General features: G+C 69.0%; 11 protein-coding genes. 2 read left to right on the top strand and 9 right to left on the bottom strand.

Annotation, left to right across the window (positions count from 1 at the left end; translation table 11 throughout):
* Positions 1-11: 11 nt before the first annotated feature.
* On the bottom strand, positions 12-2,966 hold the full coding sequence (locus FJV41_RS03230; protein WP_141640909.1) for a DEAD/DEAH box helicase: 2,955 nt from the start codon (positions 2,964-2,966) through the stop codon (positions 12-14).
* Positions 2,967-3,034: 68 nt separating this feature from the next.
* Positions 3,035-5,062: a membrane dipeptidase gene (locus FJV41_RS03225; protein ID WP_246136967.1), complete on the bottom strand. Its 2,028-nt coding sequence runs from the start codon at positions 5,060-5,062 to the stop codon at positions 3,035-3,037.
* A gap of 356 nt (positions 5,063-5,418) precedes the next feature.
* Between FJV41_RS03225 and FJV41_RS03220 the strand changes: the two genes are divergently transcribed.
* Positions 5,419-5,769: a hypothetical protein gene (locus tag FJV41_RS03220; RefSeq protein WP_141640907.1), complete on the top strand. Its 351-nt coding sequence runs from the start codon at positions 5,419-5,421 to the stop codon at positions 5,767-5,769.
* 106 nt (positions 5,770-5,875) lie between these two features.
* Complete coding sequence (locus FJV41_RS03215) at positions 5,876-7,321, top strand: amidase (RefSeq protein WP_141640906.1); 1,446 nt, start codon at positions 5,876-5,878, stop codon at positions 7,319-7,321.
* A gap of 44 nt (positions 7,322-7,365) precedes the next feature.
* Here the strand turns inward: FJV41_RS03215 and FJV41_RS03210 are convergent, their stop codons facing one another.
* The 7 genes from FJV41_RS03210 to FJV41_RS03180 all read right to left on the bottom strand — a co-directional run bounded on the left by FJV41_RS03210 (position 7,366) and on the right by FJV41_RS03180 (position 13,860).
* Entirely contained in the window at positions 7,366-7,824 is a 459-nt protein-coding gene (locus FJV41_RS03210) for a hypothetical protein (protein WP_141640905.1), read from the bottom strand.
* Between the two features lie 2 nt (positions 7,825-7,826).
* The gene (locus FJV41_RS03205) at positions 7,827-8,285 is read right to left on the bottom strand and encodes a hypothetical protein (protein WP_141640904.1); all 459 of its coding nucleotides are present in this window, start codon (positions 8,283-8,285) and stop codon (positions 7,827-7,829) included.
* Entirely contained in the window at positions 8,285-8,725 is a 441-nt protein-coding gene (locus FJV41_RS03200) for a hypothetical protein (protein ID WP_141640903.1), read from the bottom strand. The genes FJV41_RS03205 and FJV41_RS03200 overlap by 1 nt, the downstream gene beginning before the upstream one ends.
* A gap of 10 nt (positions 8,726-8,735) precedes the next feature.
* Positions 8,736-9,170, bottom strand: coding sequence for an acyl-CoA thioesterase (locus FJV41_RS03195; RefSeq protein WP_141640902.1), 435 nt, complete (start codon positions 9,168-9,170; stop codon positions 8,736-8,738).
* 19 nt (positions 9,171-9,189) lie between these two features.
* Positions 9,190-10,503, bottom strand: coding sequence for a hydroxyacid-oxoacid transhydrogenase (locus FJV41_RS03190; RefSeq protein WP_141640901.1), 1,314 nt, complete (start codon positions 10,501-10,503; stop codon positions 9,190-9,192).
* Between the two features lie 284 nt (positions 10,504-10,787).
* Entirely contained in the window at positions 10,788-11,759 is a 972-nt protein-coding gene (locus FJV41_RS03185) for a serine hydrolase (protein ID WP_246136964.1), read from the bottom strand.
* 223 nt (positions 11,760-11,982) lie between these two features.
* A complete protein-coding gene (locus FJV41_RS03180) occupies positions 11,983-13,860 on the bottom strand; it encodes a hypothetical protein (protein WP_141640900.1) in 1,878 nt (625 codons plus the stop codon).
* Between the last annotated feature and the right edge of the window lie 3 nt (positions 13,861-13,863).

Below are 13,863 nucleotides of genomic sequence, written 5' to 3'. Positions count from 1 at the left end.
TTGGAGCCACTTCACGAGAACAGCTCCAGCAGGTCTTCACGGGTGATGGCCGCGGCGCCGGCGGCCTCGCTCAAGGCCGCTTCCATCAGCGCGCGCTTCTTGTCCTGGAGTCCGAGGATGCGCTCCTCGACGGTGCCCTGGGACACCAGGCGGTACACGTTGACGGGCCGCTCCTGACCGATGCGGTGCGCGCGGTCCGCCGCCTGCGCCTCCACGGCAGGGTTCCACCACGGGTCCACCAGGAAGACGTGGTCCGCCGCCGTGAGGTTCAAGCCCGTGCCGCCCGCCTTCAACGACATGAGCAACACCGGCGGGCCGTCCTCCGACTGGAAGCGGGAGGTGACGTCGCCGCGATTCACCGTGGTGCCGTCCAGCCGGTCGAACCCGATGCCCGCCTGCTTCAGCGCCGGCTCGATGAGGTCCAGGAGCGAGGTCCACTGGGAGAACACGAGCGCCTTGTGGCCCTCCGACACCGCGGTGTCGAGCGCGTCCACCAGCGTCTCCACCTTCGACGACGAGGTCGCCTTCTGACCGGGGACGAGCGCCGGGTGGCACGCCGCCTGTCGCAGTCGCAGGAGCGCCTCCAGCGCCTTGAGCACGCTGCCGCCCTCGTTGAGCAGGGCGACCACTTCCTTGCGCGTCGCCGCCATCACCGAGTCGTAGATGGAGCGCTCGCGCTCATCCAGCGACACGTGCATCACCGACTCGATGCGCGGGGGCAGCTCCGGCGCGACGTCCCGCTTGAGCCTGCGCAGCACGAAGGGGCGGATGCGACGGCGCAGGTCCGCGGAGGCCGCCGCGTTGCCCTCGGAGATGGGGCGCGACACCTTCTCCTCGAACTGCCGCCGTCCCCCGAGCAGGCCCGGGTTGGTGAAGTGCATCAAGCTCCACAGCTCGTCCAGCCGGTTCTCCAGCGGCGTACCGCTGAGCGCCAACCGGAAGTTGGACTTGAGGCCGAACGCGGAGCGCGCGACCTGGCTCTCCGGGTTCTTGATGGCCTGCGCCTCGTCCAGCACCAGGGCGGCCCACTCCCTGGCGCCCAGCGCCGCCGCGTCCAGTCGCAGAATCGAGTATGTGGTGAGCGTCACGTCGGCCGCCGGGTCCAGTTCGCGGCCGGGGCCGTGGTAGACGCAGACGCTCAACGACGGTCGGAAGCGCTTGAGCTCCGCCACCCAGTTGGGCAGTACGCTGGTGGGACAGACGACGAGCGATCGCGGCCCCAACACGCAGATGGTCTGCAGCGTCTTTCCCAGGCCCATGTCGTCCGCGAGGATGCCGCCCAGGCCCGCGCTCTTGAGGAAGCCCAGCCAGCTCACACCCGTCTGCTGGTAGTGACGCAAGGACGCGTTGAGGTCGTCCGGCAACACGGGCGGCGGCAGCTTCTCGAAGCCCTCGACGAGCGGCGCCAGCTTGTCCAGGCCCGGAGGAGGCGGCTGCTCCAGCGTCTCGCACAGCGAGGAGAGCTGCGGCAACGCGTGGTTGGAGACGCGGCCGTCCGGCTGACGCGCGGCGAGCAGGTCCGCCACGCGCTGACCATGCTTGTCCAGCCACGCGCGCGGCAAGGGCGCCCAGCCCCCTCCCACCAGCGGCACCAGCCCCAGTCCTTCCTGCCACGCCCGGACGACGGCCGCCGCGTCCACCGAGCGGGCCTCGCCGCCCTTGCCACCCTCCACCTGGAACTCGAGCGTGAAGCGCACCTGCGGGATTCCCGCGCCATCCCCCGCGGACTCCACCGAGAGCGATGGACGCAGCCGCACATCCGGACTCACCACGGACGCGCCGTCACCAGCCAGGTCTCCGCCCCACCGTCGCAGCCGGTCCGCCCAGCGCACCATCTCCGGGCCCTGCACCGTCACCCGACGGCCGGGCACCAGGTTCAGCTCCTCGCGGAGGTCGTGGATGAGCCGCTGCTCCACCGCCTCGTCGCGCAGCGGCACCGCGCCGCGCAGGTACACCATCTTCCCGTTGTCGATGCGCACCGTCGGCGGCGCGCCGTAGACGAGCGTGGGCAGCACGGACAGGCCCGACTCAAGCTGGTTCAGCTCCAGCAGGATGCGCGGCTTGAGTTCGCGGTCGATGGACGGCACACGCTTCGTGCGCACCTCCACCGGCATCCGGCGGCCCAGCTCCGGCAGCACCTTCGACGTCAGCTCGCCGAGGTTCTCCGCGCTGTACGTGCGGACGATGGGGAGGTTCTGGAGCCACGGCCCCGTCATGCCCGTCTCACCCATGCGGGCCAGTGCGTCTCCCACGCGGGCCACGCCGGGGCTCACGACTTCGGACACGCGCGAGTCGCGCGCCACCGTCACCACGAGCTGCCCGCCGCGCTCCTCGACCAGCGCCCGGGGCACCACCACCTCGTCGGGGATGGCGACGGGGCGACCGTCCAACAGGACGTTGCGCGCCTGCACCAGCACCTTGAGCAACGCGTCGAGCGTCTCCGGGTTGAGCGTGCCGCGCGTGCGGCGCTGCTCCAGGATGCGGTCGGCGAGCAGGTCCGCCTGCTCCACCTGGAGCTTCGCGGCCTGCGCGGGCTTCGCGATGTACGAGGTGAGGCTGCCCTCCAGCGCCTCTTCCTTGCCGTCCGCGTGGGCCAGCGTGCGCTTGAGCTGGAGGCCGTCCCCCGTGCGCGTGAAGTGATAGGCGATGCGAGACCAGCGGGTCGCCGCCGTCTGCATGGGCGCGTCCTCCCGCTCCGCCTGTTGGAGCGAGATGGCCGCCGCGACGACATGCTCACACGGGTCCACGAGGCTGGGGCAGTCACACTCCCAGGCGTCGTCGGCGGGATAGAGGGCCACCGTGAAGGGGACCGGGCGCCCCGCCGAGCGGACCCTCAGCTCCAGCTCGCTGTCCGTCTTCGACTGGAGGACCACGGCCCCGTCACGGGCGAGACCCACGCCTTTGGACCAGAGACCGGGGCGGGCTTCCTTCCGAACGGCTTCGAGCAGCTTGGCGAATGCGGACATGGGAGTGTCGACTCCCTACGCCCCCGGGGTGCGCCGCGCAACGGCGATGCGCACCCCGGCTCCCTCGCTCAGCCGCAGGTCAGCGTCCAACGGCAGGTATTAGACAGGCATTCCTTGCCATACAGGCACGTTGCCCCCTTGGCCTTCTTCGGCTGACACTTGCCGCTGTTGAGCCCCCAACCGCAGTACTGGGTGCTCGCGCAGTCGGTCTCCTGGTCGCAGATGCAGGTGCCCGCGCTGTTGCAGCCGGACGCGGTGCATGCGTCGCTGACGCACTCCTCCTTGAAGCGGCAGGACTCACCCACCGCCTTGGAGTCCGGCGCGTAGTGCTCGCCGCACAGCACCGGGTACGCGGCCTCGCGCGTGCCCTTGTCCACGTAGGTGGCCACGCCCGCGGTGTCGATGTCCGCCGCCGCGTCCGCCATGCCCGTGCGCGGATTGGACGCGCGCTCCCACACCTTGAGGAAGGCCTCCGCCGAGCCGGACAACCCCGTGGTGTTGGCGCCCACGCGGCCCAGGTCCTTCAGCAAGTCAGGCAGGTAGCCCACGTGCGCGAGGCCGAACTCGTCGAAGCCCGTGCCCAGGCGCGCGGGACCGGAGACGTTCTGCTGACGCAGGTGCGCATCCGCCTCCGCCTGGAACGTCGCGGAACACGCGCCGTTGTTGCCGAAGCGCGGACGCGTCTGCTGGATGAAGCCGTTGAGGTCCGCGCCGAAGGCCATGGGGACCTTGAGGCCCTGGCGACCGAACTCGACGGCCTGGGCCAGCGAGCGCGTGGAGCCATGGCAGTTGTTGGCGACGCCGGAGCGCGTGTACGCGCGCGTCTCGTCATGCGCGGTGCGCAGGCCGAAGATGCCACCCGTCTGGCGCAGGTAGCGCACCACCCACGCGGGCGTCGTCTTCTCGTCGTCGGCGAGCTTCGGGTTCATCACCTCGCGGAAGTGGCCGTGGGAGATGACCAGCGGGTAGTAGGTGTTCGCCTGGGCGACGGCGAAGGCGTCCTGGAGGCCCTTCTCCGACAGGTGGGCCACGTCGATGAGCATGCCCTTGCCCATCATCGTCTGGAGCAGCGCCTTGCCGTCCGTGGTGAGGCCCTTGGTGTTGCGGCAGTTGCCGGCCGCGTCGCGGTACACATCGAAGCCCAGCGTCATCGTGTCCGTCGTCACGCCGCAGTCGGTGTCGATGTGGCAGTTCTCCGTGAACTGCGCGGCCTGGAAGATGGCGTTGTGCAGCGCCGCGCCGCCGAAGCGGTTGTCCAGCTGGTGCACCGGCTGGAGCGAGCGGACGCCCAGGGCGTGGAAGCGGTCCAGCTCCAGGCGCCAGTCCTGGGTGCCGAACAGCTTGCTCGTCTCGATGGAGAGCACCATGGCCAGCTTGCCCGAGGCGATGATGCTGCGCGCGTGCGACGGCGTCAGGGCGATCTCCACCCAGTCGGTGCGCGCGTCGAAGGCCCGCGCCATCTGGAGCTGCAGCTCCACGTCCACCATCTCGTCACACGGCCGGGAGATGTTCTGGTACGGCAATGCCTTGCAGAGGAACTCGTTGCTGACCAGCGACACCATGACCAGGGACATGCCGCCCTGGTGCGCCTGCCGCAGCCACCCCTCCCACGACTGCTGATGCGCGATGGTGTCCCAGCGCGGCCACTGCGTGTTCACCGACATGCGCCCCAGGTGGATGCCCGTGTCGCCCTCGGTGCCCTCGATCTTCCCGATGAACTCCGAGCCCACCGCGCCGCCCAGGCCAAAGAACGCCGCGAGCAACGGGTTGCCGCTCAGGTCCACCCCGGGGCAGAGGTTGAGCAGGTTGCTCAGGTCCATGCGCACCCGGGCGTGGTCACTCTCCGGCAGGCCACCGTCACAGCTCACCAGCGAGCCGGTGTGGCTGCCGTGGAACCACCCGCCGCCGAACGCCTCCTCCGCGAACATGTGGTGGTGCAGCTCCGCGAAGCCCGGAGCGGCCAGGGGCTGCGTCTGGGCCTCGGTGGCGACCTCGACGGGAGCCTCACCCTCCTGCACGGGGCCGCACGCGAGCCCGAGACAGAGGGTGAGAGGAAGGAGGGCCAGGGCTCCCTGGCGCCGACGGTGCTGAGACATGAACATGGAGGGGGATTCCTTCTGGGATGCGGGGGCGGACGGCTCCGCCTTCGCGCCCGGGAGGATACTCCCCGCACGACGGGCATATCGAGCAATCCACGCCCACCTAGAGACCGTGGTTTCAGGGGACGTCTCCGTGCGTCACGAGGAGTCGCCGGCCTGGAAGCGGCGGGCGCCGGGGTGTCGGTCCAATGACAGGCGCGTTTGGACCCGGTTGACGGCGTGGAGCGGAACAACAGACACAGTGCGGCAGGTCGGGCGCACATCCGCGCTACCAGAGCCATGCTGATACGATTGTCCTCGCCCATGGCGTCCCGCACTGGCGCGAGGTCGGCCGGGGTCTCGAAGGAGCAGTCATGTCCCTGCGCCGTGCCCTCCCGTGGAGTCTCGCCCTCCTGTTGTCCTTCACCACGGCCGCCTTCGCCGAGCCGGCCACCACCGAGGTCCTCGCGCCCGAGTCCAGCGAACCCCAGGACGCGGCGAGTCTGGTCTGTGTCGCGGTCCGGTGCTCGACGGTGAGCGAGTGCTGGGCCGCGTGCCCTGGCGCGAGCAGCGTGAGCTGCGTCAGCAATGGGTGTCGCTACACCCTTCCTGGTGGTGGTGGCGGTGGAGGCCCGTGGTGCGAGCTGACGCGGTGCAGCGACGACGCCGACTGCGTGTGCAAGGGGCAACAGGGTTACTGCGAAGCCCGCGCCTGTCGGTACTGAAGTCGAGGTGTGCCTTGGGCCGTCCTCGCGGCGGCCCGAGGCAAGGCGGTATCCTCGTGCGCCGCACCTGGAACGCGTTCCGCGGTCCGGTGCGCCACAAGGGCTTATGCACCTGGACGACTACACGCGATACGACGCGATGGGGCTGGCGGAGCTGGTGCGTCGCAAGGAAGTGACTCCGACGGAGCTGACGCAAGCGGCGCTCGCGGCCATCGCCCGCGTCAATCCGAAGCTGAACGCGGTCATCGACGTCCGGGAAGCGGACGCGCGGGCCGCCGTGCAGAAGGGGCTTCCCCAGGGTCCTTTCACCGGGGTGCCCTTCCTCATCAAGGACCTGGCGCTGCATGCGGCGGGCGTCCCGACGGACCTGGGGAGTCGGCTGACGCGCGGACTGATGCTGCCGTTCGACTCCGTGTTGATGGAGCGCTTTCGCCGCACGGGCGTGGTGTTGCTGGGCCGGACGAACACGCCGGAGTTCGGCAACAACGCGACGACGGAGCCGGTGCTGCATGGCCCCACGCGCAACCCATGGGACCTGGGACGCAGCTCCGGTGGCTCCAGTGGAGGCTCGGCGGCGGCGGTGGCGGCGGGCATCGTCCCGGTGGCCCATGGCAATGATGGCGGCGGCTCCCTGCGCGTTCCCGCCGCCCTCTGCGGAGTGTTCGGCCTGAAGCCCACGCGCGGGCGCAACTCCGTGGGGCCCAATTCGGGAGAGGCCATCAACGGCCTGGGCGTGGAGCATGTGGTGACGCGCTCGGTCCGCGACAGCGCGGCGATGCTGGATGCCACCCACGGCCCCGCGGTGGGCGACCCGCACTTCGCGCCGCCGCCGGAGCGGCCCTATCTCAACGAGGTCCGGCGGGAGCCGGGGCGGCTGCGCATCGCGATTTCGAGGAGGCCGGCGTCCGGAGGGCCCGTGAGCCCCGACAACGTCGCGGCGGTCGAGGACGCCGCGAAGCTATGCGCCTCCCTGGGGCACGACCTCGTCGAGGCCGCGCCCGTCTATGACGACGCCGCGCTGGTGGAGGCGATGGTGACGGTCTGGTCCTCGACCAACGCGGCCCTGGCGGGGATGCTGGGCGGGGCCCTGGGACGTCCCGTGGGCCCGGACACACTGGAGGCCACCACCTGGGCGGCGGTGCAGCATGGCCGTTCGCTGAAGGCGACGGATCTCCAGGCGGCGCTGGGAGTGTTCAATCAGGTCAGCCGCGCCGTGGGCGCGTTCTACGTGGACCATGACCTGCTGCTGACGCCCACGGCGGCGGTGCCGCCCTACCCGCTGGGCGCGATGGATTCCAACAAGCCGATGAGCGCTGGCGAGTGGTACCGCCACGTGTTCTCGATGATTCCCTTCACCGCGCTCTACAACGTGACAGGACAGCCCGCGATGTCCGTGCCGCTGCACTGGAACGCGCAGGAGTTGCCCATCGGCGTCCAGTTCGTGAGTCGCTTCGCGGATGAGGCCACGTTGTTCCGCCTCGCGGGACAGCTGGAGGAGGCACGCCCGTGGTCCGTGCGCCGGCCTCCCGTGCATGCGGCGCGGGACGCCTGACACACCCTTGAGTGAGCGGGCTGGGCCGCTCGAGGAAGAGAGGCTCAGCGCGGGAGCGGCAGGTATCGACCGAGCCCGTCCATGACCAGGCTCTCGATGCGCACCACCGTGCGCTTCGGGCCAACCTCCAGCCTGTCGAACTTCGTGAGGACGGAGAGGAACGGCGTCTCCCGCTTTCGCTCTCGAATCTCCGACCAGGGAATGAACAGGGGAGGATGGAAGGGCATGAAGACGGGAATCATCGAGATGTAGAGGCCATCCTCGTCCGCCCCCACGGTGAGCGAGTTCCTGTAATGGACCCAGCCCATCCGCCCCGTGACACCACTGATGGCGCCCCTCGGCATGGGTTCGTCCGTGCGAAACCTCCGCGCGAGCCAGAACCAGCCCCCCTTGAGCGACGAGAAGAGCGCCAACGCCAGCAGGCCCACCACAAACAGCGGAATGCCCAACCAGAGCGGAATGGAGGTCGCGGCCAGCAGAAACACGGAGGGTGTCTCCATCATCGTCACTCTCCCTGCCGAGGCGCGCGTGCCCAGACCACATCCCAGATGGACGCAGGGGACGAAAACCCAGGCACCACGAGCCGGACCAGCACTTCCGTGGAGGCCACCTGGGCGCCCTGACTCCGCGCCTCCGCGAACAAGCCTCGGAGCAGCGCGGGCCCATCCACATACACCGCGGACAACAGCCCGGACTCGCCCACCGGAGCCGGCGGCGAGACGTCCGGGTCACGAGGCTTCAAGCCCCAGGCCTCGAGGATGTCGCGGTACAGTTCATCCAGGTCATACAGCGGCGCATGAATCCCCAACGCGCCACACGGGCAATCCCAACCAAAGCCCCGAGCCAATCCACCCTGGTCCAGCATCCGACCCCGCGCGGCCTCTCCACAGAGGCCACACTTCACTGAACCCACCTCGCCTGTGAGTTCATGCCGTGCGTCGAAGGTGATGCTGAGCGTTTCCATCAGTTCGCCGGGGGCAGGTAGAAGTCGAGGGATTCCGTCACGGCGGCCCGGAGCCGAATCCGGGTGGAGTGCTCCCCCGCCCGAAACGTGTCGCGCTTCACGAAGAAGAACGACGTGACCTCCCTGTCATGAATCTCCGACCAGGGGATCCGCAGCGGGGGATGAAAGAGTCGGAAGATGAGATTCGGCACCAGGTAGAGCCCCTGCGCATCGCCGCCCACGGCAAGACAGCTCTTGTAGTCGATCCAGCCGATCTTCCCCGTGGTGAAGTTCCGCATGTCACTCGGGGCGGGCCCGTCCGCGCGGAACTGCCTGGCGAGGCCATGCCAGCCACTCATCCACGACGCCACGCGCAGGGCCAACGCGAACCCCACGACGAGCAGGAGCGTGGCTCCCCAGGGATGCGTCTTGACCAGGAGTTGGAGGAAGGACGAGGGCATGGCCGCTGTCCTAAGTCGCCAGGGTCAGTCGCGAAAGCGCCTCGCGCAGTCGCTCGGGAATCGCCGTGGACTTGCGCGTCTGGCGGTCCACGAAGACGTGGACGAAGTGCCCGTGGGCCGCCGCTTCCGACGCCCCTTCCTTGAAGATGCCAATCCCATACGTCACCGAGCGCGTGCCCAGCTTGTCCACCCGAAGCCCCGCCCGCAGCGCGTCTGGATAGGCGAGCGGCGCGCGGTAGTGGCACTTCGACTCCACGACGAGCCCGATGACGGAGCTGCCGTGGATGTCCAACCCGCCCTCCTGGATGAGGAAGTGGTTCGCCACCGTGTCGAAGTAGCTGTAGTACGTGACGTTGTTGATATGGCCGTAGACGTCGTTGTCCATCCACCGCGTGGTGATGGGCAGGAAGTAGCGATAGCGCTCGGCGGTCTCGACGTCACTCACGGCTTCAGTCTCCCCATGGCTACCAATACCCCAGCGCCTGCTGGAACAGCCCACTCAACACGGGCCGCGACATCTCGCGGGGAGCATTCTGCAACAGTCGCTGCTGGGGGAAGGCCCCCTCCGTCAGCGCCGCCACGTCCGCCTCGGTGTACCCGACTCCGCCCAGTCCGTTCGGCATCCCCACCGCGCGCATGATGCGGATGAGCTTGTCCGCCAGCACCTCGCCCGCGTCCTTCGGCCCCGCGCCGCGCGCGTCCGCGCCCAGCCACGTCGCGGCCTCCAGGTGCCGCTCCGGACTCTCTTCCGCCGTGTACCGGAACACCGAGGGCGCGTTGAGGATGACCGCCATTCCATGGGGTACGAGCGGTTCGTCCTGGGGATAACCCGTGGGCCTGAACTCGCGCACGAGCCCCGCCACCGCGTAGGCCATGCCGTGGGGCGCATGCACGCCCGCGTTGCCGAACGCGATGCCCGCCAGCGTCGCCGCCCACATCAACTGCTCGCGTGCCTCGTGGTCTCCCGCGTCCTTCACGCCGCGCTCCAGATACAGCCCCATCAACCGCAGGGCCTCACGACATCCCAGGTCGCTCCACGGGTTGGCCCCCTGGCTCATGGGCCGCAGGCTGGGACGCGGAGGCGCGGGGCGGCGGACGTAGGGTCGCGCCGTATAGGACTCCAGCGCGTGGGAGAGCACGTCCAGGCCGCTGGCGGCCACCACTTCGCCCGGCAGCGTCGCGGTGCAGTCCGGGTCCACCAGGGCCTCGGTGGGACGCAGCGCGTGCGAGGCGATGCCCGTCTTCGCGCCCAACGAGAGCAGATCGAAGATGGTGATGCCCGTCACCTCGCTGCCGGTCCCCGACGTCGTGGGGCAGGCGATGTGGGGCTTGAGGGGACCGGGCACCGGCCTGCCCTCGCCCACGGGGGCATTCACGTAGGTCAGGAAGTCCGAGGGCCACGTCGCATAGAGGTTCGCCGCCTTGCACGTGTCGATGACGGAGCCGCCTCCGAGTGACACGTAGCCATCCGGGCGCAGGTCCGCGGCGAACCGCACTGCCTCCAGGAAGGAGCGGTCCGTGGGCTCGACGCGAACGTCCGTGAAGACGCCGACCTCGAGTCCGGCCGCGAGCAGCGAGGCGCGCACCTTCTCGAAGTGCGGCAGTCGGGCCACGCCCGCATCCGAGAACAGCGCCACGCGCCTCATGCCGAGCGCCCGGGCCCGCTCGCCCACCTCCGACAGACACCCTCGGCCGAAGGTGACGCGCGACGCATCCATCGTGAAGGCGGAGTCACACCCCTCGCCCACCGACTGGTAGTGGCAACAACCAAAGCCCATGACAGTCCTCCCACGCCGGTTGCAGCCGCAATCTAGCGTGGGTGGGAGGAAGAACGGGCGACATCCTCCAGGTCCAGGGTCTCGCGGCGGGAAAGAGGTACGGACGGCACAGCCCATCCCGAAGCGCGGGAGGGCCATCGAACCCCTCCGCGCTCGTGGCTCGGGGTCCTGCATTCAACCCCTGAGGACTCCACCAAGCCGTGCTCAGCAGTCGTGGTTCGGAGGCGTGCCTCCGTCCGCCGAGCCCCTCCACACGCGTGGCGAGGAACTCCATCGAGCCGTGCTCAGCAATCGTAGTTTGGAGGCGTGCCGCCGTCCTCGACGGGCACCGGCGCGGGTCCGCCCTGCTTCGCGAGCGACTCCCCACAGTCCAGCGAGGCCTCTCCCGAGAGCGTGCGATAGAGCACACACGACGCCCGCTCGACGAAGAACGCCTGTCGCGGCCAGTCCGGTCCGCGCGCCGCGAGGATGGCCACCGCGTAGTGGCCACCATCCGGCAGCCGCACCAACCCCACCTCGTTGAGCACGTTGTAGCGCGAGTCATCCGAGCAGCACCCTGGAGGCAGCCAGCCCGCCTTGTGGCGCATCGAGGCCCGGACCTTCGCGGGCAGGAGCGTCCCCAGCCAACCACCACACCCCTCGCGAGGCGTCAGCTCCATCCACGCGAGCATGCGCGAGGTGGGCTTCGGCTTCAGCAATTCGCCCGCGCTCAAGCGATGCAGGAAAGACACCGCGTCCGCAGCACAGAGGTAGTTGTCATTCCCCATCACCTGGGGCGAGTTCGTCGCGCGGCGCGGCTTGCCGTAGTTCCACTTCGTCAGCGCGGTGTTCTTCACGTCCAGCGAGCGCAGATAGTCATTGATGGCGTCCGGCCCGCCCACCAGGTCGATGACCGCGCCCGAGGCCTCGTTGTCCGAGGTCCGGAAGACCTTCTCCGCCAGCGGCGCCACCTTCGACTCCTCGGCCTTCTTCAAGGCCGCCGCCACCCAGAACACCTTCGCCGAACTGGCTGAGATGTGCGGCACCGTGTCGGAAGACCCCGCGTACTCTCCGGTGCGCAGGTCCTTCACCGCGATGGCCACGTCCGCTCCCGGAGCCAGGCGCGCGGCCTCCGCCGCCAGCGAATCCACAACGGACCGAAGTGCCTCGCGCTTCGGAGCCCCTGCTGCCGGAGCCGCCAGGGCGCTTCCCATCGTGAGCCAGGACAGCGCCAAGGCCCCAAACCAACCACGCGGCACGAACCACGTTGTCATCATCGTCCTCCAGGAAGTGCTGCCCCCCCGCGGGAGCCGCCGAGCCCGCCACGAAGGCCCCCAGGGCATCCGCGACGCCCAGCCGGGACGCTCTCTCGTAGTCGAAGTCCACCACGCCCGCCAGGGACACACCAGCGCCACCACGACCAAAGCCGGGGACGTAACGCGCCCGTCCGAGCGCGTGTCCAGTCACTGTTGACTCCCGGGTGACAACGACAGCCCTGCTTCAAGATTTCTCGGGAGTCTCGTGGAAGAGCCGCGCGAGAAAGCGCGTAAAGCTGAGGGAATCGCCCGAGGAGACGGCCCGTTCCGCTTCCAGCTCTCTCCAACAGAGGGTGATGCACTCGCGCCGGAGGCGGGCGATCTCCTGGTCCACCTCGACCAGCTCCACATGGTGCTCCCTCAATTGGTCGATGATTTGCTCGGCATGCGTCAGGGCCTTGCGGAACTCCCTCGACAGGATGCCATCCGCTCGCATCTGGACCGCCGCGGAGTCTTCTTCCAACTCCAGGGATTCACGCCGTGCGTCGAAGCGGGCCGCGAGCTCGTCGGCCTCGCGCTTGAACCGCAGTCGCACCTGTCTCTTCTCTTCGTCGGGGAGCCGGGCCTGGAGCGCCGCGTCTTCCTCCCAGCACTTGTGCTCGGCCTCCAGGTCCTTTCGAGCGTTGAGTTCCTCTCGGTCCACCTGGACACGCCGTCCGTCGACGCGGTCGAGCGCCGAGCGATCCACGTCGTGGTTGCGCTCACGAACCTCCTCCATCCAGCCATGGAGCGACTCCTGCTCACCCAGGAGTCGCGCGTGGGCCGCCTGGGCGCGCTGCGCCACGGCCGGTCGGTCCACTCGAAGCTGTTGAAGTCGCGCCTCCACATCGCCTCGGGACGCACGGGACTCGGCCCATTGCCTTTCCAACCGCAGGTGTTCCTGGGCCACGGGCTCCTTCCGATACAGCAAGAGCGCGCGCGAAAGCCCCAGTCCACCCACGAGCCCCGCTCCCACCAACCACCACGGAGAAAACACCACGCCGGGGATGAGCCCCAGGATCGCGGTGACCAGCACGCCCCCGGTCATGCCGCGCTCCAGAGAGTCCTCACGAGAAAACTCGCGGGGGGCCAGCGAAGCTGGAGCGATGAAGCGCGCCAGCGCCCGCGCGTGGGCTTGCGCGCGCGTCGGCTGCGGTCCGGGCTCCGGAACAAGTCGCTTGTCCAGTCCTTCGTCCAGGGTCAGCTCCGGCAAGCGCGAGGGCGCGAGTGCCAGCAGGGACAACAGGGTTCTCGGCACGTACTCGCGGATTCGAGCATGAGGCGAAGTCAGTAGCGCCTGGAGCAATGGAGAACGGGTCGGCTCGACAAAGTCCTTCCGCCGGAACAGGAGGCAGTCGTCGCCCCCCTGGAACCGCTCCCAGAGCGACGGGTCGTGCGCGAGCGCGACCAGCGAGAGCCAGACCCCCCACGCGGGGAAGAGGTCCAACTGGAGGTTGAGCGAGCCCGAGTCGCGCGCTGGATGCTGGTAGTTGGCGTGCCCCCGCTCATGGCTCTCGCGCCCACGCAGCGAGAACACACACATTCCATCGTAGTCGATGAGCCGCAGTCCTGAGTCGGTGACGATGACATTGCCATGCTGGAGATCACCATGCGCGACAGCGGCGCGGCTCAGCGCCTTCACCAGGTCGAACCACTCGGCGGCGAGCTGGAACAGCTTCGCGGGCTCATGCAGGTGGCGCCCGACATAGCTCTCCAGGGACTCTCCCTGGACCCACTCCATCTTGACGATGGGCACCCACCGCCCTCGGACGTGGATGCCTCGGGGAAGGAACGTGAAGCCAACCATGTACGGCAGCCAGTGCTGCTCCAGATGACGTTGGATCTCCAGGTAGCGGGACTGCAAGTCGTAGGGAAACGGGCGGGTGAAGCAGCGCACGGCGTAGACCTTCTCGCCACACGTCACCTTGTAGATGGTCGCGAAGTTGCCCGCGCGCGGCCGCGGCAGGCCCGCCATCGCGCCCGTTCCCAGCTCGACGACACCCTCTCTCAACTCGGGGTCGGCGAACGCCTGCCGAGGATGCTGGAGCGCCGTCTGGTAGTCGCTGTCCGAAGGGAGAATCACGAC

Source organism: Myxococcus llanfairpwllgwyngyllgogerychwyrndrobwllllantysiliogogogochensis (assembly GCF_006636215.1).
GTDB lineage: Bacteria > Myxococcota > Myxococcia > Myxococcales > Myxococcaceae > Myxococcus > Myxococcus llanfairpwllgwyngyllgogerychwyrndrobwllllantysiliogogogochensis.
Note: the sequence above shows the minus strand (reverse complement) of the source record. Positions and strands in the feature narration are given on the sequence as shown.